Origin of the sequence: Moorena sp. SIOASIH, from assembly GCF_010671925.1 — a bacterium.
Taxonomy (GTDB): Bacteria; Cyanobacteriota; Cyanobacteriia; order Cyanobacteriales; family Coleofasciculaceae; genus Moorena.
In genome coordinates this window covers 393,334-419,110 of sequence record NZ_JAAHIH010000006.1, presented here as the reverse complement: position 1 = coordinate 419,110, position 25,777 = coordinate 393,334, and the positions used below count along the sequence as shown (strand labels likewise).

The window sequence follows — 25,777 nt, the reverse complement described above, 5'->3', positions numbered from 1 at the left end:
ACATTGATGCTAAGAGAAATAAAATTTTCTTTCTAAAACTTGAGTCTGTAATCAGCATTAAGATTCTCCTGTTTATCCTAGGTTTTGATAGAAGTCATGTGGAATAGTTATTTGGTTATTTTGAAGAGTTTACAGCGCGCATTTTCTGTCAAGAAAAGAAAATTACAGCGGTTTGCAATTCAGTTAGGTACAAAGTTCTGGGTTTTTAGGGAGCAGGGAGCAGGGAGCAGGGAGCAGGGAAGAGGGAAGAGGGAAGAGGGAAGAGGGAAAATAATCCTGTGTACCTGATAGTTATGCAAACCGCCGTATCTCATCCAATATAAAACTGCTAGAGTAACAATAATCTTCCCTGACCATTCAAGTATTGAACCTACAACAATCTTGAGCAGAATAGAATCATTACCATCAGAAAAAGCCGAAAAAGACTTTTATCCTCTCTCTTGTGGTCAACAAGCTCTGTGGTTTATCAACAAACTCGCACCGCAAATTTGGGCTTACAATGTCTTGTTTGCTGTGCTAATTAGATCAGAGATAAATCTGAACGCTTGGCAAACTGCCGTCAGAGCAATAATTGACCGTCATCCCAACCTAAAAACGACTTATACTGAACGTAATAGTCAAACGTTTAGGGTTGTTAACAAAAAAGTAGAAATTCCTTTCCAGCAGATACATGCCTCACATTGGACTGATCAGCAATTAGACCATCACCTCACCCAGTCAGCTCACATTCCCTTCAATCTTGAACAAGAACTCCCTATAAGAGTTTTACTATTCACTCGCTCTCAAACAGAGCATGTGCTGCTGTTAGTAATACACCAAATTGCCATTGATTTTCGGTCAATGGAGGTGTTACTTAAAGAACTCAGCTTGGTATACAAAGGAACTAGAGATTCTCTACCCCCAATAAAAGTCTCCTATCAAGATTTTATTGACTATCAAAACAAAATGTTAGCCAGTGCTCAGAGAAAGAGCCTTGAGAGTTATTGGCGACAACAGCTAGCAGGAAAATTACCAGTCTTAAACTTACCCACTGATCGCCCTAGACCTTCAGTTCAAACCTACAATGGCAGTTCCCATTATTTCCAGCTAACCCAAGAACTTTCTACTCAACTCAAGAAACTAGCACAAGATTATTCAGTCACCCTCGATAGTTTACTCCTAGCAGCCTTTCAGGTATTAATTTACCGCTTATCAGGTCAAGAAGATATTTTAGTCGGAACTCCCACCTCCTTACGAAACCAGCCTGAATTTAGTCAAGTAGTGGGCTATTTTATCAACCTGGTTGTCATACGAGGGAATCTCTCTGGCAATCCTACTTTTGGAGAGTTTCTCACTCAATTGCATCAAACAGCATTGGAAGCATTCGCCCATCAAGATTATCCTTTTGGCTTTCTTGTAGAGCAGTTAAAACCCCAAAGAGATGCCAGTTTATCACCTCTTTTACAAGTAGTGTTTTCCCTTGAAAAATTTCAGAGTTCGGAAGTAGTTGCCCAATTATTGTCACAACAGTTGGCAGGGGAAGAAACAGGGGGTCAAGTTACTTGGGGAGGATTAGATGTAGAACCTTGGAAAATCCCCCAGCAGGAAGGTGAGTTTGACCTAATCTTAGAGATGGTGGAAACAAAAAGTTCACTGGCTGGTGTTTTTAAGTACAATACCGATCTATTTGATTTTGATACCGTTGTCAGGATAGAGTCTTGTTTCCTGCATCTGCTAAAAGGAATTGTTACTGAGCCAGAAAAGCCAGTTTACTTACTCGCCATATTAACAGAAACACAGCAGCATCAGTTGTTAGTGGAGTGGAATCAAACTCGGACTCAATATACTCCTCAAACTTGTATTAATCAGTTATTCGAGAAGCAAGTGGAACGGACAGCTGATGCAGTGGCAGTGGTGTTTGAAACTCAGCAATTAACTTACCGGGAGTTGAACAGCCGGATTAATCAACTCGCCCACTATCTGCGATCGCTAGGAGTCAAACCAGAGACATTGGTGGGTATTTGCGTGGAACGCTCTATTGAGATGGTAGTCGGAGTGTTGGGAATTCTCAAAGCTGGTGGGGCTTATGTACCCTTAGATCCGGTATATCCTCAAGAGCGCTTGGCTTATATGCTAGAAGATGCTCAGGTTTCCCTACTTTTAACTCAGCAGCAGTTACTTGAACGACTTCCTCTGAGTGCTAAAAAGGTTGTTTGTTTAGACTCAGACTGGAAAGAAATTACTACTTTTAGTGAAAAGAATCCTGTGCATCAGGTACAGCCTGACAACTTAGCTTATCTGATCTACACTTCAGGTTCGACAGGTAAGCCGAAAGGGGTTTTAGTTACCCATCAAGGATTGTCCAATCTAGTCCCCGCCTTTATTGATATCCTGGATATGCAGCCTGAGTGTTGCGTTCTCCAGTTTACTTCTTTGAGCTTCGACCACTCAATTGCGGAAATAGCAATGGCGCTATGTTCTGGGGCGCGGCTTGGTCTGGCCACCACTGAGTCACTGCGACCTGGTTCTGATTTAATAGAGACATTGCAAAAGCAAGAAGTCACCCATATTTCCCTAACCCCCTCAATACTGGCAACTCTAGCTGATGCAGAACTGCCTAGTTTGCGGACAATGTTTGTGGGAGCGGAAGATTGTCCTCCGGCTTTGGCAAAGCAGTGGTCGAGACGAGTGCAATTATTTAATACTTACGGTCCAACGGAATCTACGGTTACAGTCACCTACGCTCAATGTGGCGGTTGTGATCGCAAACCACCCATTGGTCGTCCCCTGCCTAACATTCAACTTTATATTCTTGATGATCACCTCCAACCAGTTCCCATCGGTATTCCTGGTCAACTCCATATCGGCGGTATAGGTTTAGCACGAGGCTATCTGAACAGACCAGAACTCACGGCTGAGAAATTTATTCCCAACCCCTTTAGGGATGAATCGGGTTCTCGACTCTATAAAACGGGCGATCTAGTTCGCTATCTACCCGATGGTAACATCGAGTTTTTGGGTCGTATCGATAACCAAGTCAAGGTGCGAGGCTACCGCATTGAATTGGGAGAAATTGAAGCTGTGCTAGGAGAACATCAAAATGTACGGCAAGCCCTGGTTATTGTTCGAGAAGATATTGAGGGTGATAAACGCCTTGTTGCCTATGTGGTTCCGCAACAGCAAGAACTCACAGTTTGTGAATTGCGTTCCTTTCTCAATACTCAGCTACCCAACCATATGATTCCGGCAGCTATCATTATTTTGGAAGCAATTCCACTAACTCCTAATGGTAAAATAGATCGTCGCGCCTTACCTGCACCCGATGCTTCTCGGTGGGGTAGTGAAGCGAATTTTATTGCGCCTCGGGATGCCTTAGAAAAACAACTGGCACAAATTTGGTCAGAAGTTCTAGGGGTTAGTTCTGTAGGAGTTCAAGATAACTTTTTTGACCTAGGTGGTCATTCCCTTTTAGGAGTTCGCTTGATTGCTCGAATTCAGGAGCAGTTAGGTAAAAAATTGCCACTGGCAACAATCTTTAAACACCAAACAATTGAACAGTTAGCAAGATTATTTAAGTAGAAAAAATGAACATTCTCCAAATTAGTCTTCCTAAAAGTGGCACCTTTTGGCTTGCTAATATTCTCTCAAATATTGTTAAAGAAGCTGGCATAGCCGAAAAAGCTTTTGTCAAAACGCAACCGATTTACGAAGCAGCTAAAACTTGGGATTTGCCTATCAAAAATATGCTAGATATTAATATGCTAAATATTACTAATGAAGTTCTGTTTTACAGGATTGCTAATATATTTATCTATCCCATTCAGGATTTTAACGAATATATCAATAATACGACTAATGTCTGGACTCATTCCTTGGCTTGTTGTAAAACTCCAGAGGTAGTGGAAAAGTTTGATAAAACAGTTTACATCATACGAGACCCGCGCGATGTAGCAATTTCTTGGTCTCATTTTGCGTTTACACCGTTTATGAAAAAGCACTACTATTATGTGGCTGGTAACGAAGTTAATCCAGAAAGTTTTTTAAAAAATAAGTTATATACTTGTATATCGGATTGGATGAATCATGTAGGGGGCTATTTAAAAAGTAAAAAAGAGCTAGATATTTATGTCATTTTCTATGAAAACTTGTGTAATAATTTTAATAATGAGCTGCAAAAGATGTTGGAGTATCTGGAGATAGAACTTGATTCAGATTCAATTGCTCGCATCAAGGAGCAAGTTGACTTCACAAGTATGAAAAAAGATAGTCCGGATCACGTTCGCGAGGGAGGGTTTTACAAGTGGAAAAATGTTTTAAGCAATGAACAGAAAGAGAAGTGTTGGCAGATTGCCCAACCTTTGTTATCCCTTCTCAATTATCCATTGGGCGATCACGACTTAGATAAACTCCCCAGAATTCCGGTAGAATTACCTGAGGTGAGTTCTTTGCCTTCTGGTCCCTCTGTGTGTCTCAATTGTAAGGATTAAAGGTTATGTCAAGTCAGCGTTCTCTCGGATGCAAGCTCCGAGAGCTGTGCTGACTTCCTCAACTTACTCCCACCGTTGCATCTCTACAGGTAGAAGATAGGGAAGATGGGTTTACCTTAGCTTTCAAGATACAACAAAGGTCAACTGTTGATTAATTTCTGATATCTTGCTACAGTGATATTGTATTCGGGTTATGAAGTTATGGTCTAAGTAAAATTTCAAAAATAAAAATAACAAAAAAACAAATAAGTATAGCATTATAGATTGCTTATAATGCTATTGAAAAGTATGTATATAGCTGTTTCTAACCTAATGAGGTACACAGGATTTTTTCCCTGTTCCCTGTTCTCTCTTCTCTGTTCTCTCTTCCCTGTTCCCTGTTCCCTGTTCCCTGTTCCCTAAAACCTTAGGTGCGCTTTCCGCATTAAGAATTAAATTCGCCACGGGTCGCACCTCAAAAATTTGTACCTCACCTAATTTAAAACCGCTATAGTACTTTGATAGAAGTTTAGTCTATTTATTAGCAAATCCATTGTCTTGGAAGCTAGCTGCGTAAAAAAATTCTGTTTTTTGTTTTCTGAATCATGCAACTACCAAAAATCAATGCTGTAGATACCGTAACCCTAGAAGAAATAAACACCCTTGTTCATCTGGGTTGCTGCTATGTAAAAATACCAGAAAAAGAAGTATTTGAAGATTTTGAATTCATCAAAAAAGAGGCTTTAGCTTTTTTCAGACAGGACGAACTTAAAAAACAAAAATGGTTAGTAAATGATCAACTAGAAGGTTATATAAACCGTTCAATTGATGATATACAGTCGGTTCAACAGTTTTTCTTTAGGTTGCATAATCCAATTGGACCCTTTCAAGAATGTCGCAATTCAGTTTTCAAAATCTCAAACTATTTTGAACAGCGTATTGTTCTAGTTCTGTTAAAAGAGGTATTTAGGTATTTTGGTGTTGAACAATATTTCGAGGAAGTCGTGAGCGATCGCTCTTCAACATTTTCAACTGTCTATTATCCTGCTAAGGTAAATACAAATAAGAAATGCAATAGTGGACTGAAAGCTCATAAAGACTTTGATTTGATGAGTGTACTTTTGATTGAAAAGCCAGGATTAGAATTGTTTTGGGATGATCAATGGCATGAAGTTAATCCCCAACCAGGGTATGTTGTGGTAATTCTGGCTCAAACCTTAGAAAAAATGCTAGGTGGAAAGACACACTCAATTCTACATCGAGTTCGCATACCAGATGAGGAACGTCTTTCTCTAGCTGTTTTTCTAGGACCAAATACTAATATTCCTATTCAAGATTACATTCATGATCAAATCCTATTTGATTCATATGATCAGTGTTTAAAATATCATTATTACCAGTTATTTGAACAATAAACTGGTTAAAAATTAATTTTGCTGAAACTTAATCAAGAAGTGAAATGAACGAGTGTGAACTACAGGGAATCAACCATATCGCCTTAGTCTGTAAAGATGTAGCACGAACGGTGGACTTTTACACCAAAACCCTTGGTTTTAAGTTAATCAAAACCATTGCCCTACCAGATGGCAGTAAGCGTTTCTTTTTCGATATCGGCAATGGGAGTGCTTTGGTTTTTTTATGGTTTCCCAAGGCACCAGATGCTTCACCTGGCATTGCTTCTGTCAAACCTGAAGCAATAGAAGCTATGGCTTCTGTTACACCTAAAACCTTAACACCTAAAACCTTAAAGGCTAGCGACATTGCTACAGCTCATGGTTCAATGAACCATCTCGCCTTTAATGTGCCCCTAGAAAAACTGCAAGAGTATAGAGAGAAACTGCTAAGTAAGGGAGTACAAGTCACCCCAATTTTACACCATGCTGACGTTCCCTCGGGTTATGCTCCCGAACTGGACGATACGACTTTGCTTTCCTCATTTTATTTCTTTGACCCAGATGGGATCTTGTTGCAGGTAGCCGCTACTGTGCGCGAGTTCTGAGTTAGTAGTCTTTCTCTTTATGGCTTTTCGCAACTAATCAAAATCCCCGAAGGATTGTTTAACAGATCCTGCCAGTAGGCTTCGCCATATTTGGCAATTGCCTCTGACGGCACCTCTGGTCTAACATGCCATTTCAGCTTCTTAAAGCCAGCTTCCTTAGTAGCCCATTCATACACAGAGCGATCATACACGAAATTGCTGATGAAGGTTGGGGGATTGGTATTCAGTTTGCTTTTCCGAGTACGACCATCTGGCATAGGTTCCTCTTGGAGAATTGTAATCCCATAAGGGGTCATGTTGGATTTACACAAAGAGAAATCTGGGTTGGTAATGTAAGTCACAAATTGCCCACCATTTCTCAAGTTATCGATAATATGGCATAACATTTCTAGGAGATGGTGGCGATCCTTGGCGTAATGTAATAGTGCCACCGCCGTCACAAGATCGAACTTCCCCAAATGGGGAAGTTGAGCCACATCACGAACATGGTATTCAATTCCTAGAGGATTATTGGCTTCTTTTTGACGGGCATGCCGTACCATCTCTTCAGAAATATCTACCCCAACAACTTTGGTCGCTCCTTTTTCTTTCAGCAACCTAGTATAGAACCCTGTTCCACAGGCTAAGTCTAAAAACGTTTTGCCTTTGATATTGCCAATTACCTTTAAAAAAGAGGCTTTTTCAACGATTGACCAGGTAGCGAACTCTTCATACTTGAATTGTTCATACTCTGCGCCTATCTTATCATATTGACGAGTATCGTATTGAGCCATCATTAAATCCCCCCTAATTGACATTATTATTTATCGCAAAACAGCAGCCACTCCAAGGGATTATCTAATAAATTTTGCCAGTAACTTTGCCCATATTTTTCTATAGCTTCTGGTGGCACTTCTAGGTTAAATTCCCATGTTAAATTTTTGAATCCAGCTTCGTTAATCGCCGATTCATAAACTGAGCGATCATACAGATATAGATCGACAAATACGGGTGGGTTGACCTCTAATTTACCTTGAATAGCACGACGACCATCTGGCAAAGTTTCTTCTTTAGAGATCGTTATACCAGGTTCATATTTAGCCATATCGAATTTTTTTCCAGAAAAATTGGGTTCCATAATCAGAGCCACCAAACGCCCACCTTCTGCCATATTTTCATAAATATTACGGAACATGGCTTTGAGATGCTCTCGATCTTTGGCATAGTTAAACAGGCTAACCGCAGTTATCAGATCGAAATTGCCCAGCTTGGGCATTTCTGCGGCATCCAAAACATGGTATTCAATCCCCAGTGGAGTGGCTGCTTCTTGCTCACGGGCAACCTCTACCATTTTTACCGAAATGTCTACGCCAACAACTTTGGCTGCTCCTTTTTCTTTCAACAACTGGGTATAGGAACCACTCCCGCATCCTACATCTAACACTGTTTTCCCTTCTATCTCGCCAATTCCCTTTACAAAGGAGGCTTTTTGGGCGATATAATAGGTAATTTGCTCTTTGTTGAATTCTTTAAAAGCATCACAAACTTTATCCCATTGTTTCGGATCGTAGTTAGTTGTCATTAGTTGATCTGCCTATATAAGTAACGATAAATTTTAGTTCACAAAGTTAGAATTATAGCCTACTTAATTTTGGCTATGTTCTCAGTTTGCTCAAAAGCGATAATCCTCTTCATTTTTCACCAACTTCATTTTTCACCAATAAGTGTAACCATTACAGGATTAATCAATAAATCTTGCCAGTAAGATTCTCCATATTTTTCCAGTGCTGAATTAGGGATTTCTAGATTAAAATCCCATTTATAGTTCTTGAAGCCTACTTTCTTTATTATCCATTCATAAATCGAACGATTGTAAATATAACCCTTGATAAAAAACGGGGATTTTGCTCCATTCAATTTCATCGTAATTTCCCGACCGTCTGGCATGGGTTCTTCTGCAACGGGAGTAAAACCATATTTGCTAGTATCTGATTTGTTCGGATAAAAATCCGGATTAGCAGTGAGAGCAATCAAGCGACCGTTCTTTGCTAGATTATTATAAATACGAAGAAATATTTTTAGTAGGTGGTCTCGGTCTTTAGCGTGATGAAAAAGACCTACGGCAGTCACCAGATCGAAACTACCAAGCTTGGGCATTTCAGCTACATCAAAAACAAGGTATTCAACTCCTAGTTGTGTTTGTTCTTCTTTTTCACGGGCTACCCGGATCATCTCTTCAGAAATATCTACGCCAACAATTTTGGCTGCTCCTTTTTTTTTCAATAATTGAGTATAGAAACCAGCTCCACATCCTAAATCTAGAATCTTTTTTCCTTGTATGTTGCCCAAAGCTTTTAAAAATGAAGCTTTTTCTCCTATGGCGTATGTAGCTTCATTTGAGCCTTTGAATTGATCGTAAATGACCCCAACGCGATCATATTGAGTACTCTTGTATTCAGCCTCGATGGGAACCTCTATCTCGTCGGTTCGCAACACAATTCTTCGATCGAGAAATGCCTCGACCGCTGTATTAAATTCATCTGGAAACTCCCAATGCCCCATATGCTCCCCCAATACTAAGGTTTCGGTATTGGGTAAATTCTTGTTGACCTGGGGCATGAATTTTGACCTTTGTTGGGAAAAAGTCCAAAGGGTAGGAACGTGATCATCGACTAGTTTGGCTTCTTCGCTGTAATCTGAAAACCATGAATCGATAAACAGCGCATTCGAGACATAGTTCGGTATCGCCATATTCATGCGATAAAAAAAATCAGTCACCTCGGGAGTCATTTCCTCGACTAACCCAGGCTGAATGATTTCCGGTACACTGTCAAGCCGGTTGTAAGCCACAAGTCGATAACGCTCGATTAACCACCCCATGTCAGCTGGATTTCTAACCTCTCCCCAATTATCCTCCTCTTGGGTGGCAATCCGCTTTGGCATAGCACAGTCAATGGCTACGATCGCTTTAATCCGATCGGTGCCATGATTCCGAACGTAAGAATAAATATCTAAATTTGCGTTGGAATGCCCAGCCAGAATCACATTGTCCAGTTCCAAGGCATTGAGAAAAGCATTAAGATCCGCACCCCGTTGAATGTAGTGATTACCGTCTAACGTCTTAGAGGATAGTCCTTGACCGCGAGGATCGTAGGCGATCGCCCGATAGCGCTTTGAGAAATGGGCAAGTTGTGCTGGGAAATAGTCGATTGAAGTCCACCAACCAGGAATAAAAACGATTGGTGTGCCCGACCCTGCCTCCTGGTAGTGAATGACGAGATCTGGGCTAACTTGCACATACTTGACGTTAAATTGTTGCTTGTTCATTGTTCCAAAACTTCTGGCCCAGATAATCATCACATGGATGAAATAAATTTCAATCTGAACATGGGCATCATTGCGGTCCACACCCAGTATTGATGGCTAACTATTTTTGTTTTGTCTAACTACTGAAGTTCAAGATTGAGCTGATGCATCTCGTCTTGGAAGCGAATAAAGATATCCCAAACCTCTTGAGCTGCCATACAAACCAGGTCACGGGAAGCTCCCATTTCCTCCAACCGACGAGCGAGGTGAATTGAATCCCCAGCATGATCTGCTTCTACCACAGTATGCAGCCTCAGCCAAGTCAAGTCATACTCAGAAATTTCTTGAGTCCGCGCGACCTGTTCGTTTAGACATTCATCGAACTTCTTAGCGTAAATCTCGCCTACCAAAAACGCAGCGATGACGACTAGCGGATCGGGAGCATTGAAATAGTTCTCCAGCCGTTGCCTGAGTTTTCTCCCAGGTAAGCCAATCGTCAAATCATCTACCTCGCCAGTTTCAATTGATTTGGGTTGCCACGGTTTCAAGGCATTGTAGAAGCGGTCATATAATACAATGTGACACTGCTCGGAATCTCCGTTACCCAGTTCATCATAGAGCTGTTTCACCAGTAAACAACGAATGACATTATCATCAATCCTCGACACGGCACCGGAAAGCCAGCGAATGAAATCTGCAGTTATTCCCCGGAGATTATGGAGAAGTAACCAAATGCTGGTAAGATCCACAGGCTGAGAATGCAACCACTCAAAATAGTGGTCTCTGATGTCCTGTTGCTCGTAAAAATCAATGATTCCTTCTAAGTTTTGGTTCTTCTGATGTCGTTCGGAAAACAATGTAATCATAAATGGCACTGAAATAAGGAGAAGAGGGAAAGTCTGATATTAAAGAAGTAAGCACCTACACAGAATTAATTACCTACTCCCAATTTATGTAACCCTTACATTGTAAGGCTTTGAGGTTTGTGAAATGTGTAATCAATTTTGTGTACCTGCTTATCAGCTGGTGCATCTCATCTTTGCAAAAACATTATCGATCAAGAATCCCATTTAGTTAAGCTGTGCTTAACTAAATAATCTTATGAACCAGAAGTGTTGAAAGTTGAAAACCTTAAACACTTCTGGCTTCTTACAAAAAAATATAGCATTTATATAAGGAATAATTTATTTTAAAATATTAATACATTATTAAAATTTATATAAATTTTAATAATGTATTAATGGTTAACTTGTTATATTTTCCCTTTGAAAAGTGCCAAAATTCAATAGAAATGCAATATTGTATAGCGTTTTTCAATTATGTGAGGTACATTTTTTTGAGGTGCGACCCGTGGCGAATTTAATAATTAGATGCGGAAAGCGCACCTAAGGTTTTAGGGAACAGGGAACAGGGAACAGGGAACAGGGAACAGGGAAGATAGAAAAAATCCTGTGTACCTCATTAGGCTAGAAACCGCTATATCACTACATATTTATCACTACCCTGGGGGAAGAGGGCAAGGGGTGCATCTCATTAAAGCTGTTTGACCTAGTGGTGCGTTACGGGGCGGGCTGTCCCAACCCTGGCTACGAGGCGGAAAATGAGGGTCGCCTAACGCACCCTACGCAACATTTTCAACTAATTTTTGTCACCCAACCTATAGGGAATACAGATAATTTTTAAAGGTATTTGATTAGTTGTCTCTAGCTATGATAAAGAACGGCCAATCCCCTAACCACAATTACTTCAGCCGTTTCTTCTCACCGCTACTTTTTTTGGTGCAACATCTGAGTTTTACCCAATTAGTATAACAGTAGCGCTAGATACACATAAGTTTTCCTGTGCTGCAACTGAGGCAAACGGTTGTGATACAATCATATGGGCTTAATAAAAAAAAGGAAGTATTTGATGAAACGTCTTTTTTCCTTGCTGCTGTCAGGAATACTGATGGTCTCTAGCACGCTATTGTTGGGTATCGCCGTCGCTGAGGGCGTTGCCCCCGGTCAAGCACAAGCACTGGTTGAAGAAAGTTTGCCTGAAGAAAGTCTGGCTGAAGAAAGTCAGACTGAAGAAAGTCTGGCTGAGTGTTTTTACAGTCGAGTGAGTAAGGGTAAAGATTTGAAAGAATGTGACTCGGCTTTAGAAAAAGAGCGGAACGCACTCAAATCTGTTGAACTTAAAACAGCTGCTCACTGTTCTAAACTCAAAAATATGGTGGAAACAAACAAGCCTGAATATCTGAGGCTTTATGAGGTGAGGGATTGCCATTTCTTCATAGAAAACAGTTCGTTTTGGACTAGTATTTACTATGGCGATGATGACTCTCCTTGTAAATACGATTCGCTTTATAAGGAGTACGTCTGCAAATAATTGTTCCTCCGATCGCACTACTGTCTGTGTATCAGCTCAAACCTAATTTGTGGGCAGATTATCTCAGTCAAGAGCTTAAATATCTCTCGTTAAATCTAAAATTAATTTAGCTTTTTAATTCATGAGATTTTTCGACCTCAGAGTTAGAATAAGTTTTGCTTACTCCCTTGAAAGTTTTAATGGAACAGCCAAAATTTATTAGTGGGTTGACTTGTTTTCATTGGTGGCCTAAAACAACGTTTGCGATAACTGATTAGCCGGATTTGAGATCAGATGCATCCGAGCTACGGTTAAGAAACATTTCCTTTGTTTATTAACCGTAGCTCGGTTTCCCCACTAGACTTCCCCGCAGTTGTCGGGAACTTTGGACAAGGGAACTTCGGATCAGGGTCAAAGAATTGACCCAAACAGGATCAGAAATGGGTTACCAATCGGTAACCCATCAGTAACCCATCGGTTGGGATCAGGCCACCTGAAGCAATGACTCCTTCAAGCGAGTTTGGTCAAACCCTCGCTGATGAAGCAGTACCCAGGATTCGATCAAATCAGGACCATTGACATCCCCAGTTAGTGCAGCACGAAGCGATCGCATAACCAATCCTTTCTTGACCTTTTGCGCTTTTGTGACTTGGTTAATAATCTGCTTAGCTTCCTCTGGACTCAGCTGTTGGTAATTACCGAGTTGGTCAAGAATAGCTTGAACCACCTCACTAGCACCAGCTTTTTTCAGCTGCTCTACTGCCTGTTCAGTGTACTCAACTGACTCAGTAAAGAACATCCGAGTCATCTCTACTGCTTCTGGCAAGCGAGTCAAACTTGGCCCAATCATAGCAGTCAACTGTTCCAGCCAAGGGCGATTTGCCACAGGATCACAGTTGTACCCAGCACTTTCCCAGTAGGGAATCAGCAAGTCCACTAACTCAGATGCACTCATCTGGTGGACATATTGACTATTAATCCAATCCAGCTTAGCCCAGTCAAACTTTGCCCCGGCTGGGTTAACCCGTTCAAAACCGAACTTTTGAGCGGCTTGAGCCAAGGTAAAGATTTCCTGAGTGGAGTCAGGGGGAGACCATCCCAGCAATGTCATATAATTAACCATCGCCTCAGGGGTAAAGCCCATGGCTTTGAAGTCAAAAATAGAGGTTACACCATCGCGCTTGGATAGCTTCCGTCCCTCATGGTTAAGAATCAGAGGTGTATGGGAAAATTCTGGGACTACACTCCCTAGGGCTTCATAGAGCAAAATCTGTTTAGCAGTATTCGCAATATGGTCTTCACCGCGAATGACATGGGTAATTTGCATATCAATGTCATCCACCACCACAGCTAGGTTGTACAGAGGCTGACCGATATCATTCTCTTGAGACGCCCTAGCAATCACCATATCACCTCCAAGGTCACTCCCTTTCCAAGTGACTTTACCTCGGACTAGATCATTCCAGACAATCTCCCGGTCATTATCAATCATAAAGCGGATCACCGGCTTGCGCCCTTCCGCCTCAAATGCTGCTTGTTGTTCTGGTGTCAAATTGCGATGGCGATTGTCATAGCGGGGGGCTTCTTTTCTAGCCTTTTGAGCTTCCCGCAGTTGTTCTAGTTCCTCAGCTGTGGTGTAGCAGCGATAAGCCAATCCCTTGTCTAAAAGTTGTTGAATAGCAGCACTATAAAGGTCAAGACGTTGGGATTGGAAAAATGGTCCTTCGTCCCATTCCAGTCCCAGCCAACTTAAACCATCGAGGATGTTTTGGGTATATTCCTCTCGCGATCGCGTTTGGTCGGTGTCTTCAATGCGCAGAACAAACTTACCGCTGTGGCGACGGGCAAATAGCCAGTTAAATACAGCGGTTCTAGCGGTACCAATGTGTAAATTTCCGGTTGGACTTGGGGCAATACGGACTCTAACTGTCACAGCTGATTGCTAAGAACCTAATTACTATAGTCTTTTCGTCTCTATTGTACCTGCAACAATCAACTACTCTTAGCTAGATCATCTTTAGGAGCAGTCAAAATTATCCCATATAGCACTAAGCATTAAGGTTAGGACATTGATACAAGCAGCAAAAGCCGTTATAGTACACTTTTGCCTTTTGCCTTTTGCCTTTTGCCTTTTGCCTTTTGCCTTTTGCCTTTTGTCTTGCGCGTAGCGCTATATTTTTCCTACGGGACTGACGGGGCTCGAACCCGCAACTTCCGCCGTGACAGGGCGGTGCTCTAACCAATTGAACTACAGTCCCAATCTCCGAGCCATTTACTATTGTTATCTATGACTGGTGTATTTGTCAAGGCTTTTTTTTAAAAAAACCGAAAAATACTTTGAGCAGTCACCTTAGACCTCTGAGCTCTCAGCCGATTTGCCTTGAGCTTACCCTCGACCAATGACCGAACGCTCAGTTCATGGCTGTGACTAGTATAACCTATCCCAGGGCTTATGCAATAGGGTGGGTGATTAACCCACCCTAGGACTCACTATTATTTTTTCAAGAGCAAAAACCTGATTGACTGCTATGGCAGAATCACCTTTCTCTTTTGCTGTTGGAGACTTTTGAGATTAAGATTGCCTCTGAAGCTGTTCTGCTGAATGGATAAAATCGTTCCAGGCTAAGAATTAATAGGAGCATCAAAACCTGTACTGGCCAAGGTGCCATAGCAAAACCAAATATTAGACAGACAATGGTACTGCCTACTCCCAATAGGCGAGGGATTTCGTGAGAGACTCTCAACGATATCAAGATGCTCCCTAGGGCCGTTACGAGAAGAATTAGAAAAAGTGGAAGCATATTAATGACCTGTTATAAAATTCTAGACTTCAATAATTTCTAGACCTGTGACATACTCCCGACGCCGAATCTTTGATTACGGCGCGGGCTTCTCAACCTCACAGTTAAGAGTTCCTGCGTAGCACTTATCTAGGCACAATACCCCCGACAGTACGCCATTAGCAGGCAGTTTCCGTTCCCCAATAGTCCTTGGGTACTTATCAATTCCACGATTACAAATCACTTGGGCTGAGGCGACATCACGATTGTTTGAATACCCACATTCAGCGCAGGTATGCCAACGGATTGATAGGTTATTCTCCCATTGATAACCACACTCAGGACACTGTTTAGATGTACCCTTGTGGTCAACAGTCGCGAAAAACTTTCCTCGTTTCCAGCATACCCATTTCAGCAATTCTCGGAATTGACCAAAGCCAGCATCTAGAATATGTTTTCCCAAAAAACCCTTAGCCATCACTGTGTAATCAATGTCCTCAACAAAAATCGAATCGGCTTGGTCACATAGTTGATGTGCTATTTTTAGGTGAAAATCTTTACGGGTATCAGCAATTTTGTGATGTAACCGTGCCACCTTGATTTGTGACTTTTCATAATTCTTAGACCGTTTTTGTTTTCTTGTCGCTCTACGTTGCAGCAATTTCAGCTTGCGTTGTAAGTCTACAAAAAACTTTGGTCTAGGAATCCTTAACCCATCTGATGTTGCCAGAAAATCGATTAATCCGACATCGACACCAATTGCCCGTCCAAAAAACGGAATATCAGGTACAGATACATCAGCCTGGATGGTAATGACGACAAACCACTTTGTTCCTCGACATCTCGACACAACCCTGACACCTTTGATTTTGAATCCATCAGGGATTTCTCGGTGCAAGTTGATGTCTACAAGCCCGATCTTGGGGAGTTTAATTTGACTCCCTTTAAGGGGGTTTGTTGAGAATTGCGGAAACAAGAATGATTGATAGCGACCAGACTTTTTGAAGCGAGGGAAACCTCTCCCTCTTTTTCTGAAAGACTCCCAGGAATTATGCAGACGTTTAACAACATCTTGTGTAACTTGAGAATGAACCTCTTTGAGTGAGGAATCGGTTTTTTTCCACTGCGTTAACTGTCGCTTTTGTGACCTTTCGCCAGGGAAAGGGATATCCGGAGACATGATGTATTCCCTGTTGATTGAACACCTATCAATCGGACACTTCCGACTGTTCATCCAGTCTTTTAAGTCTCGCAGACAACGATTATAAAGTCGTCTGCAAGTTTCTAGCCAGCTCAACATCAATTCCTGTTGAGCGGCATCTGGATAAACGCGATAGGTGTAGTTCATGGTTAAGCTCATGCAGATATCTTAGCAAAAACTAGCCGAATGATAACTGTTGAGATATCCAGACCCCGTCCCGACACCAAATCGGAGATTATGGTGTCGGGATGAAAGTCGAGGCCCCTAAATTCCAGACCTCTAAAAATTCTAGAGAGGGCTCCCCTCCATCCAATGATGGCGAAAGCCCCCTTTAGATTTAATTTAGCATCTAGCTATAGATTGTGTGTGTCAGCTAGAGCACAAAAGCTAATAACTTAAAAAATCGTTGCATAACTTCATGCTAAGTTTTGAAAGTTAATAGTATTGGGCAAAGTGTTGGGCAAAGTGTTGGACAAAAAGTTGACTAGCCACTGCTTGAGGTGATATGTAGCGCGGCAGTCATCTTCATTGTAGCGCTGGATAATTTCGAGAATAGAGTGATTGCCTGTTTTTAACCACTGGTCATACAAACACACACATTGGGAGCCAGTCATATCCGGATCGCGCCACTCAAAGCCCAACCATCTCGCCAGATTTTTCAGAGAATAACTCTCCACTGGCATGGTGACAGTATCAATAACTATTTGATGAACATCCACGAAACGATCTAGCAGGGGTCTAACTATCTGTCGTGGAGTTTGGTAAAGGGTTGCTAAGCGCTTGACCGTGTCAACTTCATACTTTGAAAAATGGAAGATTGGGGCATCTGGATAACGCTCAACTAAGTCTAAAAATTGTAGCCAGATGAATCCTTCTTGCCAAGAATGTTCTGCGAATAGGTTATGGAAGGTCTCAGTTTCAGTGCGTCGATCAATCACCAACACCCCTAGCAAATACTCCAGGGGCAAATCAGGCTGTGCTTCAATATCAAAATAAAGCTCAACAGATGCTGTCGGTAAAGAGTCTTGATTGGGGAGGTCTGCCGATATTTTGGCATTACCATTCCCTCGCTCTAGTTGTTGGTATTCAAGTATACTAAAGTAGTGTTTGGGATAGAGCAGCACCCGGTTTTGTACCTGAGATTGGGCTTGCTGCACCAGCTGGAAAGCTACTAAGCTACCAAAGCTTGGCTCTAATTCACTAATTGTGGACGTGGCTAAGGATTCGATTGTGGTTACTCCCAAAGCCCTCAAATCCCGATAGCGGCTGGGTGTTACTCCAGGCAATAGGGAAATGTGCTCCACAGATTTAGCGATCGCATAACAACTGTTATACCAACAGCAAAGACTACACCGCTGACGGGAAATGAACACCTCTGGTTTTTGTTGCTGCAATAGAGTCTCAATACATTCCGATAGCAGTTGTTCCATCAGTGGCACCCATCGTTCTATGACCACGGTGTAGGACTTTTGGTTACGCAAAATTAATGAGGCAGTGGTGGGCCACTGTCCTTGTACTGCTGCTAACAGCTGAGCACGAAAAGCGGTAAGGATTTTATACTCTGGCTTGGGTCGTTTGCTGAGCTTAATGGTGGTGGGAGCATAGATCCAATCACCAAAATTAGAACGTCCCGGCTGTTTGACCAGCAAATCAGGAAAACATAGCAATGTCACCCCATCACCAGTTGGCATCAACAGTACCCCTCCAGAAATGTACTCCGTCCCTTGTTGCATCAGTTTCAAGGTGGCCTGTGCAGCAGCGTGCCAATCTGTTCTGGGGTAGTGGGGTGAGTGGTGGGGCACAGTAGCCAGAATCTGTTGTTTATGGTCTCGGCTTTTCTGTTGCAGTTTCAGCAGAAAATCTGAGGGTGGGTCTTGCTCTGTGGGATCTCCATAAATGTCCAAAAAAGCCCGACGCCGACAGCGTTTGTAATCTAAAAGTATTGCGTCCGTCAGCAGCATAATTATAGTTTCAGGTGACATACTCCCACACTCACCTTGTCAGGTTGAGTGTGGGCTTCTTACCAACACCAGCCATCGCTTCGGTTACTCGGTAAGCTTTATTAACGATACGGGATGCCCCTCCGCACCGGAACAATTAAAAAAAGTTCTTTTTTTTACTTAGCAGGTGGCGGTTAGCTCTTAATTTGTTTTCCCTACTATTTTTAGTATAACGTTTTTCAGGCTGTTTATCAGAGTTCCTGTCCGCGATTCATCCCTGGAGACGAAACCTGATTGTTAGGGTCGCCTTAATCAAAAAGTTTTAACCCTTTTCCCATAACCGACTAACCATAAAGGCGACCCTATCCTTACGGTAACTTTAAACACTCATGGCGTAGCATTGAGGTGTGGGGCATAAGAGCGGAGGAAGCTAACCCCTCATGGCTAGTGATACTCGCCGCTAGGCGTAAGATGTCACCAGCCATCCAGGATGAATCAATCCGGTCAACCCGGATTGATTCATCAATCCAGGGTTTATCCCGCTTTTATTAATTTATGTAAATTTACCGAAACATTGACTGAGCAACCAGGGATTACTTAACAATTATTTACATAAAGGCTTGATTTAATTTTACCGAATCCCACCGCCCAAAAGTCTAGTAATCACGGGCTTTCGCTCTCTAATCAAGGGTAATCAAAGCAAGACTGGCAACGGAATCGACTCTGGCCAAAAAAATTAATTATGAGACGGTGCTGGTAAAATCTTTATAAAAGATTAAATCTTTAAGAGATTACCGTAAGAGTCTATCAAAAACAGGAGAACACAAATTGACTTACTCAATCTTGCTTGCTGCTGCTTCATCTGCCGTTCCCAACACCCTGGAATGGAGCCCGATAGTGGGAATCATCATGATTGTCTGCAATATCCTAGCGATTGCCTTCGGAAAAGCTACTATCCAGAATCCTAGCGCAGGTCCCGCGTTGCCTATGCCTGAGTTCTTCGGTGGCATGGGTTTTCCCGCACTACTGGCAACCACCAGCCTCGGTCATATCATAGGACTAGGAACTATCTTAGGATTGGCTAACATGGGGATTCTCTAGAGGTTAGGAGCTTTGGGGTATAGGGCGAACGGGAGTAGAGATGATGGTCAGGTTGAACCAGGGGTGATGACTCAGAGCAGATTCTCACCCGATCACCCTACACCCGATCACCCTACACCCTATCTCCTAACAGGTATCCCTGCTTGGCCAATAGTGCTGTACCATAAGCAGCCGCTGTGTGAAGGGATGTCAACATCGGTACCATGAGCTGACGCTCTCGAATCCTTGTCCAAGTAGGATTTTTGGCACCACCACCAGCTGTATAGACACCGGTTAAGGGACTTGCTCCAAGCTGTTGCAACAAACGATACCCCCTAGCTTCAATTCGCGCTATGCTTTCGAGCATTCCTTGGAGAAATTTCACGGAATTATCGGGTTTGGGTTCCAATCTTGGGGGGAGATCCGGGTCATTAATGGGAAAGCGATCGCCTGGTCTAAGTAAGGGATAATAATCCAAGGCACTTTCTTGCTCGGGGTCGATTTGAGAGCTAAGACTTTCTAATTCTTTGTCACTGAAAAAGTGGCGTAGCACTGCTCCACCCGTGTTCGATGCGCCACCTGTAAGCCATAAATTTCCCAATCGATGACTGTAAATCCCAAATTTGGCCTCTTCTAGAGGAGTGGTACTCAAGAGTTTCAATACCAAGGTAGACCCAAGGGAGGTTACCGCTTCACCCGGTTGTTTGGCACCACTAGCGATAAAAGCGGCAATACTATCGGTGGTACCTGTACAAACTAGACAATCTGGTGATAATCCCAAGCAGTGAGCTACCTCAGGGGTTACAACTCCAACTGGTGTACCGGGAGCGAAGACGTTGGGTAGCATGGGTGACACCGGTAGCTGTTTGAGCCATTCAGGATAGCACAAGTTTCCAGGATTATAACCGAGCTTTAAGGCATTGTGATAGTCACTAATGCCTAATTTGCCATGCAATAGAAAGGCTAACCAGTCCGCTTGATGGAGAAAGTATAGGGGATTAGTTTCAGCACAGATGTTGCTGATCAGATCTGTACAGTCATACCACCAGAGAAGTTTGGCAAGGCTGGAGGTAGCACTTAAAACAACATGGTTGGGAGGAGCAATGGTTCTAAGTTGTTCCATCACAACTACTCCTCGTGGATCGTTGTAAAGGATGGGTGCATCTACAGGTTGACCCATGCGATCGCATAACAAAACTGTTGCGGAAGTGCCATTAATTGCGATCGCATTAATGTCACCCTTGATTGACTGGGGAATTTGCTCAATCAGGGAAAATAATACCTTCTGCCACTGTGTTGCTGTATCGATGGTGATGGCTTGGAGTGGAAACGGATATTGAGTCTCGGCAAAGATAGTACCAACAGAGTCTATCACTACTGCCCGTGCGCCAGAGGTTCCGAAATCGATGCCTAGATAGACAGTCATTAGGGATTATAGATTAGGGATTATGGATTAGATTATGATGCAACCGTCAACATTCAACCTACCCTAAACCGAATCGCCAAGGGCGAACAACATTAAACCTATCCAGGGTAAACGCATCTAATTTTATGAGTCCTATATATTTTTTTTTATTAAATAAGCACTATATGTGAAAAATGCCTTGTCAACAAGGACAATAAGCCAGGGTTTATTGAGAACTATCCCAGCAATTCTCATGGACCGGTTATATGTATTTCGATAGTTGGGAACATCTGCTCACTTTCATGGTCCAGGGATTGGAGTTAGAACTCCCTCCCAACACTAGTTGATATTTCATACTCAGACTTGCTGGAACTATCCCCGGTTTATTGACAAGATGCGTTTCCCCTGTTAACCTTTCTACGTGAAAATCTAAGTAGGTGGATTTAATGATCCCTAAAATAGCGATTGATATTCAAAATGATGAAAACAACTTGAATACAGGCTTCCAGCTTCATTCTCGGATTCTGAGTTTTAAGGTTTATTTATGCCCACCTACTTAATTGCTGGAGAGGTCTAATCTACTCAACTATCATTTTTATTGGAACACAGCAAGGTGGAGACTGCTTTAACACGTAATCCAAATCTAGATCTAACTACACTCTTGTCCCCTAACCTGAACGGGGAGAAAGATGCTGCAGATCCCCTGATTGGGCCGCGTCCAGATTGGTGGTGGACTGGGCTGCGACCTACAGAAGTCCTACATGCCATGCCGATCCCAAATCTAGCCACCTGCACGCGCCGCGAGATTCTGGACTACTTCGATAATGGCTGGTTAATGACTGAGGTTTTGTTGTCAGCACTACAGGGAGAACGGGCATTCTTCGACCCACCCTACCACCAACTTCGTCATCCTCTAATCTTCTATCTATGCCATCCTGCGGTACTCTACATCAACAAGCTTCGGCTAGCTGGACTCATCCATGAGTCGATTGATCCATACTTCGAGCAATTGTTTGAAACTGGCGTTGACGAGATGTCCTGGGACGATATGTCCAAGACTGAAATGGATTGGCCGTCAGTCCGTGAAGTAGTGGAGTACAGACGGAGTACCTACAAGATTGTCCGAGCATTGATTGAAACCCTGCCCGCCCTGGAAGACGGCCATCCACCCATCACTATGGACAATCCCGCATGGGCACTATTCCTAGGATTTGAACACGAACGCATCCACATCGAAACTTCCAGTGTCTTGCTACGAGAGTTGCCACTGTCGGTTTTGCGTCGGCCAGAAGTATGGCCAAAGCTGCATCCTTCAGCATTTGCAGAGAGTCAGACCGTTGAGAACGAGTTAATCGCCGTTTCCAGCAAGACCGTGACCTTGGGTAAGCCTTGGGAAGAACCCTGCTTTGGTTGGGACAACGAGTATGGTTTACGGCAGGTAAAGGTTCGGAGTTTTCAAGCCAGTCGATACTTAGTCACCAATGGTGAATTCTACGAGTTTGTTGTCGCTGCCGGATACCAGGAACCCAAATACTGGACAGAAGAGGGCTGGGCCTGGAAGCAAAATCGCAATACTAAATGGCCGACCTTCTGGGTGGCTGATGGGCCAGCAGGACTGCACCAGTATCGACTGCGGACGCTGTTTGAGGTGGTGGATCTACCTTGGTCTTGGCCGGTTGCTGTCAACTGGTATGAAGCGAAAGCCTACTGTGCCTGGAAGACTGAGCAGGATAACAGCCCCATCCCTTACAGACTCTTAACGGAAGCCGAACATCATTGCTTGGGCGGGGGCAACGAGCCAGTTAATTTGAATCTAACTTGGGGATCTCAAACCCCAGTGAATGCTCTACTGCCTAACGAAGCTGGATTTTACGATGTCTTCGGCAATGTCTGGCATTGGTGTGAGGATGACTTCAATCCCTTGGAAGGGTTCCGGGTCCACCGGCTCTATGATGACTTTAGTACCCCTTGTTTCGACGGTGAACATAAGATGATTCTCGGCGGGTCTTTCATAAGTACTGGTGATGAAGCGACCCGGTGGGCAAGGTTTCACTTCCGGCCTCACTTCTTCCAGCACGCAGGATTCAGGCTAGTTCGATCTGATGATGGCGACGCAACCTGCGATGCGGTACTGATTAGTAGCCAAAGCAGTGGGGTTAAAGCCTATGAAGGTGAGAAAATTCTAGCAGAAAACCTGATGCTGCATTATGGGTCGGCTGATGAAGCAATGCCCTACAACTTCGGGCCGAAGGATGCGGTGGGATTTCCTCAAAGCATTGCCATACTAACCTTGGAGAGAGCCGAACACCTGGGAATCAAAAAGGATCGGGCTTTGGATGTTGGCTGCTCCGTTGGCGGCTCAACCTTCGAGCTGGCCAGGGGATTCGAGTCAGTGTTAGGGATTGACCTCAGTGTTACTTTTATTGAAGCTGCACAGACGCTACGTCGCGAAGGCAGACTTGTTTATCGTCGCCGCGATGAAGGGGAAAACACCAGCGAAGCTGAAGTTTGCTTGCCAGAAAACCTGGAACCCAGTCGGGTGACCTTCCGCCGTGCGGATGCCTGTGCGTTGCCCCCTGAACTCGTTGGGTTCGATGTGGTGTTAGCGGCTAATCTTATTTGTCGTCTACCGAGTCCTAGAGCATTTCTCAGTCGGTTGTGCGGCGCACGCGGGCTAGTAAGGTCAGGTGGACTACTGGTACTAGCAACACCGTTCACCTGGGATGAGCGTTTCACGCCACGGGATGCTTGGCTGGGCGGGCATGATGGCGAGGCTTCCTTTGCTACATTACAAGCAGAGCTAAACCGAGATTTTGAATTGCTCGAAACACAGGATATGCCCTTCCTGATCAGGGAACACGCTCGTAAGTTCCAGTATGTTATCACCTTAGTCAGTTTGTGGAAACGGGGTGGCAGTTAAAAAATCTCGGAACGTTGGGTCTTCGGTACTTACTGTTATAAATAGATAGTTTAGCACAGTAAGTACCGAAGACCAAAAAATTTAGAGGATCTTATAAAAATGAACAAATTTAAAGCGATAATCGACAGGGCTAGCAACGAGGCAGATGAGGAACTTAAAATCCTACAGGATCTTGAAATCTTTGTTCTAGATAATTCTGTTCGTGAAACCACTGTGGGAACTGCTCGTGGTCATGTCCTTGAAGATAAAATCAACATCTTAAAGGCTATTGCTGAAGCTGAACTAAATGAAGTGATTCTTGGTACTTATGGAGCTAACAGAAACGTTGATGACCAAATTCCAAAACATTGGATTGAGTTGGGGGGATCCTTAGATAATATGTGGGGATTTAGCGAAGCTTACAGCGCTTTAGATAAATATGGAGTTCCCATTGATGAGCCAGCAGATGGATTGTTGGAAATGGTCAACGATCATAAGATGAGTAATGCTATTATCGAAATAGATTTATGTAGTCCTGCCATCAATTATGAGCAGTTCGATCTCAACCAGTTCATTTTAAACCAAGTGGAGTGGGCTAATAAAAATTTGATCCCACGTGGTGAACAAAAACTCCCTCCACGCATTCTTGTAAATTTAAGAGATTTCGCAAATTTTGAAACCGATACAGAGGGTTTGACCAGAGCTCTACATCTGATTGAATCCTTGGGAAATCTGCCTAGTAATCAGCGTCCCTTTGGACTGATGATTGAGGAACCAACCGGTTTTTTGCTTCCAGAAACTGTAAGCAAACTGACTCGTATTATTCGTGAAACCATGATTTCGGCAAATTGGTCAAATGGTAAACTACTGGTTCACGTACATTGTGGTTTTGGCCTTGCAGAGTCAACAGTTTTAGAAGCATTGGCGAATGGTGCTGATGGGATATGGAGTGCCGTTTGCAAGGCCGGGGCAGCTTTAGGGCATTCATGCTCAAGTATTACATTAACAAATTTAGCCCGGCTTGGCAATAAATTTGTAACTCGTACATACAACCTGCCAGCGATTATTAAATCTGCCCGCAAAGTACATACCATTGCATCAAAAGAACCTGTTCCTAGGGATCAAGAAGTTTATGGTAAGGAAGCCTTCGATCTCGTGTTCGGTGGATGGCATGGATTCATGGGAGATAAAATGGGTGCTGTTGCTAGCATGATTGGTGTTAAGCAAACTATTAGAATCAGTGATTTCGCCAATGCCGAAATGCTACATCAAGCTATGATTGAACGATTCGGCGAACCCGAAAAAACAGGATGGGATGAAAACTTATGCAAAAAGATGGAAGAAAAAATTGATGAGCACTTACTTCTAGGAAACAGCTTTAACTACAATACCATAATTGGGTTAGCCCAACTGTATGAATATAGTGGAGGATGTATTTCATCATCCATGCTCAAAATTATCACTTCAGATAGCGATATTCCTGATGAACACCCACTTATCATTAGTCTAAAACAACGATGGAAAAAGTTGTCAGAAAAAATAAATTCGCCGTCTCATAAAAATCAAAAAGAACTGACTTCAAATTCTAGCATATTTTGGCAAAATACAGAGATTACTAAAACGATGGAAGAGATACCCATCAATCATTTTATTGATGATATTTTCACAGGTGTTAATGTCACAGAAAAACAAAGGGATATGATTTGCAATTTGTTAGATGTTGACGGCAATGGTTATGTATCTTGGCAAGAGTTTGTCTTTCGTTTGAAATGGGCTATACAACAGAAGGGTGTACTCTACTACCCAACACCGGAAGCATTAATTTTGGGAACTTTTGAATTCATCTTACAGGACTTTTCATAGCGATGCAGAGGTGCGCTTGACCCGTAATTTAATTACGGGTCAAGCGCACCTAAATTGATAATTTATAATTTGGAATTATACTGCATTCTAAATTATACCAAAATTAAATCTTTAGCCTACTGCAAAACCTGTATACTGCCGTACTTGAGGATGGCGGAAACCAAGTACAATATCGTTTGCGGGAATACCTGCTTCCAGTAAATCGGTAGCAATCCCCTCTTCCGTATCATCGTATTGAATCCAGATTTTGTCACCAATTAAATCTAGGTGAATTGGTGTAGCGTGTAAGTAATGGTCATCATTCCAACCCATGTCTAATACTAAATAGTGTCCTCGCTGATCATCGAAAAGCACTTTAGAGTCATAGCTGTCAGGTAGGGAAGCACGATAGTCAGCGTGTTCCATTAATACTTTTTTGATTATGTCTTGGTAGTTTAATCTGGTATCCATTGAATGAGTGTTTCACTGTCGAGCTGAGCTTGTTTCTTTCAAATTAAGCGATCGCATCCAAATTAAGCGATCGCATCACAA

Annotated in this window: 18 protein-coding genes and 1 tRNA gene; 8 read left to right on the top strand and 11 right to left on the bottom strand. The window is 42.8% G+C overall.

What is annotated here, in order from left to right; translation table 11 throughout:
• Positions 1–179: 179 nt before the first annotated feature.
• The gene (locus tag F6J90_RS33840; protein WP_293104151.1) at positions 180–314 is read right to left on the bottom strand and encodes a hypothetical protein; all 135 of its coding nucleotides are present in this window, start codon (positions 312–314) and stop codon (positions 180–182) included.
• A 67-nt stretch (positions 315–381) separates the two neighbouring features.
• Between F6J90_RS33840 and F6J90_RS33835 the strand changes: the two genes are divergently transcribed.
• The 4 genes from F6J90_RS33835 (at position 382) to F6J90_RS33820 (ending at position 6,444) form a co-directional block, all read left to right on the top strand.
• Entirely contained in the window at positions 382–3,558 is a 3,177-nt protein-coding gene (locus F6J90_RS33835) for an amino acid adenylation domain-containing protein (protein ID WP_293104148.1), read from the top strand.
• A gap of 5 nt (positions 3,559–3,563) precedes the next feature.
• Entirely contained in the window at positions 3,564–4,466 is a 903-nt protein-coding gene (locus F6J90_RS33830; protein WP_293104146.1) for a sulfotransferase domain-containing protein, read from the top strand.
• Between the two features lie 584 nt (positions 4,467–5,050).
• The gene (locus tag F6J90_RS33825; RefSeq protein WP_293104143.1) at positions 5,051–5,860 is read left to right on the top strand and encodes a 2OG-Fe(II) oxygenase family protein; all 810 of its coding nucleotides are present in this window, start codon (positions 5,051–5,053) and stop codon (positions 5,858–5,860) included.
• A gap of 44 nt (positions 5,861–5,904) precedes the next feature.
• Positions 5,905–6,444, top strand: a complete 540-nt coding sequence (locus F6J90_RS33820) for a VOC family protein (protein WP_293104140.1) — start codon at positions 5,905–5,907, stop codon at positions 6,442–6,444.
• Positions 6,445–6,461: 17 nt separating this feature from the next.
• Here F6J90_RS33820 and F6J90_RS33815 read toward each other — a convergent pair whose 3' ends face one another.
• The 4 genes from F6J90_RS33815 to F6J90_RS33800 all read right to left on the bottom strand — a co-directional run bounded on the left by F6J90_RS33815 (position 6,462) and on the right by F6J90_RS33800 (position 10,595).
• On the bottom strand, positions 6,462–7,241 hold the full coding sequence (locus F6J90_RS33815) for a class I SAM-dependent methyltransferase (RefSeq protein ID WP_293104137.1): 780 nt from the start codon (positions 7,239–7,241) through the stop codon (positions 6,462–6,464).
• A 2-nt stretch (positions 7,242–7,243) separates the two neighbouring features.
• Positions 7,244–8,005, bottom strand: coding sequence for a class I SAM-dependent methyltransferase (locus tag F6J90_RS33810; protein ID WP_293104135.1), 762 nt, complete (start codon positions 8,003–8,005; stop codon positions 7,244–7,246).
• 125 nt (positions 8,006–8,130) lie between these two features.
• Positions 8,131–9,750, bottom strand: coding sequence for an alpha/beta fold hydrolase (locus tag F6J90_RS33805; protein ID WP_293104133.1), 1,620 nt, complete (start codon positions 9,748–9,750; stop codon positions 8,131–8,133).
• A 119-nt stretch (positions 9,751–9,869) separates the two neighbouring features.
• Positions 9,870–10,595: an iron-containing redox enzyme family protein gene (locus F6J90_RS33800; protein WP_293104130.1), complete on the bottom strand. Its 726-nt coding sequence runs from the start codon at positions 10,593–10,595 to the stop codon at positions 9,870–9,872.
• Between the two features lie 1,042 nt (positions 10,596–11,637).
• Here F6J90_RS33800 and F6J90_RS33795 point away from each other — a divergent pair.
• The gene (locus F6J90_RS33795) at positions 11,638–12,099 is read left to right on the top strand and encodes a hypothetical protein (RefSeq protein ID WP_293104127.1); all 462 of its coding nucleotides are present in this window, start codon (positions 11,638–11,640) and stop codon (positions 12,097–12,099) included.
• Between the two features lie 463 nt (positions 12,100–12,562).
• Here F6J90_RS33795 and gltX read toward each other — a convergent pair whose 3' ends face one another.
• The 4 genes from gltX to F6J90_RS33775 form a co-directional block, all read right to left on the bottom strand.
• The gene (gene gltX, locus F6J90_RS33790; protein ID WP_293104124.1) at positions 12,563–14,011 is read right to left on the bottom strand and encodes a glutamate--tRNA ligase; all 1,449 of its coding nucleotides are present in this window, start codon (positions 14,009–14,011) and stop codon (positions 12,563–12,565) included.
• Between the two features lie 251 nt (positions 14,012–14,262).
• A tRNA-Asp gene (locus tag F6J90_RS33785) sits at positions 14,263–14,336 on the bottom strand.
• A gap of 619 nt (positions 14,337–14,955) precedes the next feature.
• Positions 14,956–16,206: a transposase gene (locus tag F6J90_RS33780; protein WP_293104121.1), complete on the bottom strand. Its 1,251-nt coding sequence runs from the start codon at positions 16,204–16,206 to the stop codon at positions 14,956–14,958.
• 269 nt (positions 16,207–16,475) lie between these two features.
• The gene (locus F6J90_RS33775) at positions 16,476–18,020 is read right to left on the bottom strand and encodes a TM0106 family RecB-like putative nuclease (RefSeq protein WP_293105278.1); all 1,545 of its coding nucleotides are present in this window, start codon (positions 18,018–18,020) and stop codon (positions 16,476–16,478) included.
• A gap of 807 nt (positions 18,021–18,827) precedes the next feature.
• On the opposite strand from F6J90_RS33775, the gene psaK reads away from it, so the two are divergent.
• Positions 18,828–19,100 carry a photosystem I reaction center subunit PsaK gene (gene psaK, locus F6J90_RS33770; RefSeq protein ID WP_293104119.1) on the top strand — a complete coding sequence of 91 codons (273 nt, stop codon included), beginning with the start codon at positions 18,828–18,830 and terminating at the stop codon, positions 19,098–19,100.
• Between the two features lie 112 nt (positions 19,101–19,212).
• On the opposite strand, the gene F6J90_RS33765 is transcribed toward psaK, so the two are convergent.
• A complete protein-coding gene (locus F6J90_RS33765) occupies positions 19,213–20,505 on the bottom strand; it encodes an FGGY-family carbohydrate kinase (protein ID WP_293104117.1) in 1,293 nt (430 codons plus the stop codon).
• A gap of 592 nt (positions 20,506–21,097) precedes the next feature.
• Between F6J90_RS33765 and ovoA the strand changes: the two genes are divergently transcribed.
• Positions 21,098–23,404 carry a 5-histidylcysteine sulfoxide synthase gene (ovoA, locus tag F6J90_RS33760; RefSeq protein WP_293104115.1) on the top strand — a complete coding sequence of 769 codons (2,307 nt, stop codon included), beginning with the start codon at positions 21,098–21,100 and terminating at the stop codon, positions 23,402–23,404.
• Between the two features lie 99 nt (positions 23,405–23,503).
• Positions 23,504–25,246 carry a hypothetical protein gene (locus F6J90_RS33755; RefSeq protein ID WP_293104113.1) on the top strand — a complete coding sequence of 581 codons (1,743 nt, stop codon included), beginning with the start codon at positions 23,504–23,506 and terminating at the stop codon, positions 25,244–25,246.
• Between the two features lie 111 nt (positions 25,247–25,357).
• On the opposite strand, the gene F6J90_RS33750 is transcribed toward F6J90_RS33755, so the two are convergent.
• Positions 25,358–25,696, bottom strand: coding sequence for a XisI protein (locus F6J90_RS33750; RefSeq protein WP_293104111.1), 339 nt, complete (start codon positions 25,694–25,696; stop codon positions 25,358–25,360).
• Positions 25,697–25,777 lie beyond the last annotated feature (81 nt).

Excerpts from the sequence above, each read along its gene's own strand:
- F6J90_RS33840 (WP_293104151.1), bottom strand. The coding sequence starts at position 314 with ATGAGATACGGCGGTTTGCATAACTATCAGGTACACAGGATTATTTTC.
- F6J90_RS33830 (WP_293104146.1), top strand. The coding sequence starts at position 3,564 with ATGAACATTCTCCAAATTAGTCTTCCTAAAAGTGGCACCTTTTGGCTT.
- F6J90_RS33825 (WP_293104143.1), top strand. The coding sequence starts at position 5,051 with ATGCAACTACCAAAAATCAATGCTGTAGATACCGTAACCCTAGAAGAA.
- F6J90_RS33820 (WP_293104140.1), top strand. The coding sequence starts at position 5,905 with ATGAACGAGTGTGAACTACAGGGAATCAACCATATCGCCTTAGTCTGT.
- F6J90_RS33815 (WP_293104137.1), bottom strand. The coding sequence starts at position 7,241 with ATGTCAATTAGGGGGGATTTAATGATGGCTCAATACGATACTCGTCAA.
- F6J90_RS33810 (WP_293104135.1), bottom strand. The coding sequence starts at position 8,005 with ATGACAACTAACTACGATCCGAAACAATGGGATAAAGTTTGTGATGCT.
- F6J90_RS33805 (WP_293104133.1), bottom strand. The coding sequence starts at position 9,750 with ATGAACAAGCAACAATTTAACGTCAAGTATGTGCAAGTTAGCCCAGAT.
- F6J90_RS33800 (WP_293104130.1), bottom strand. The coding sequence starts at position 10,595 with ATGATTACATTGTTTTCCGAACGACATCAGAAGAACCAAAACTTAGAA.
- F6J90_RS33795 (WP_293104127.1), top strand. The coding sequence starts at position 11,638 with ATGAAACGTCTTTTTTCCTTGCTGCTGTCAGGAATACTGATGGTCTCT.
- F6J90_RS33780 (WP_293104121.1), bottom strand. The coding sequence starts at position 16,206 with ATGAACTACACCTATCGCGTTTATCCAGATGCCGCTCAACAGGAATTG.
- F6J90_RS33775 (WP_293105278.1), bottom strand. The coding sequence starts at position 18,020 with ATGCTGCTGACGGACGCAATACTTTTAGATTACAAACGCTGTCGGCGT.
- F6J90_RS33765 (WP_293104117.1), bottom strand. The coding sequence starts at position 20,505 with ATGACTGTCTATCTAGGCATCGATTTCGGAACCTCTGGCGCACGGGCA.
- F6J90_RS33755 (WP_293104113.1), top strand. The coding sequence starts at position 23,504 with ATGAACAAATTTAAAGCGATAATCGACAGGGCTAGCAACGAGGCAGAT.
- F6J90_RS33750 (WP_293104111.1), bottom strand. The coding sequence starts at position 25,696 with ATGGATACCAGATTAAACTACCAAGACATAATCAAAAAAGTATTAATG.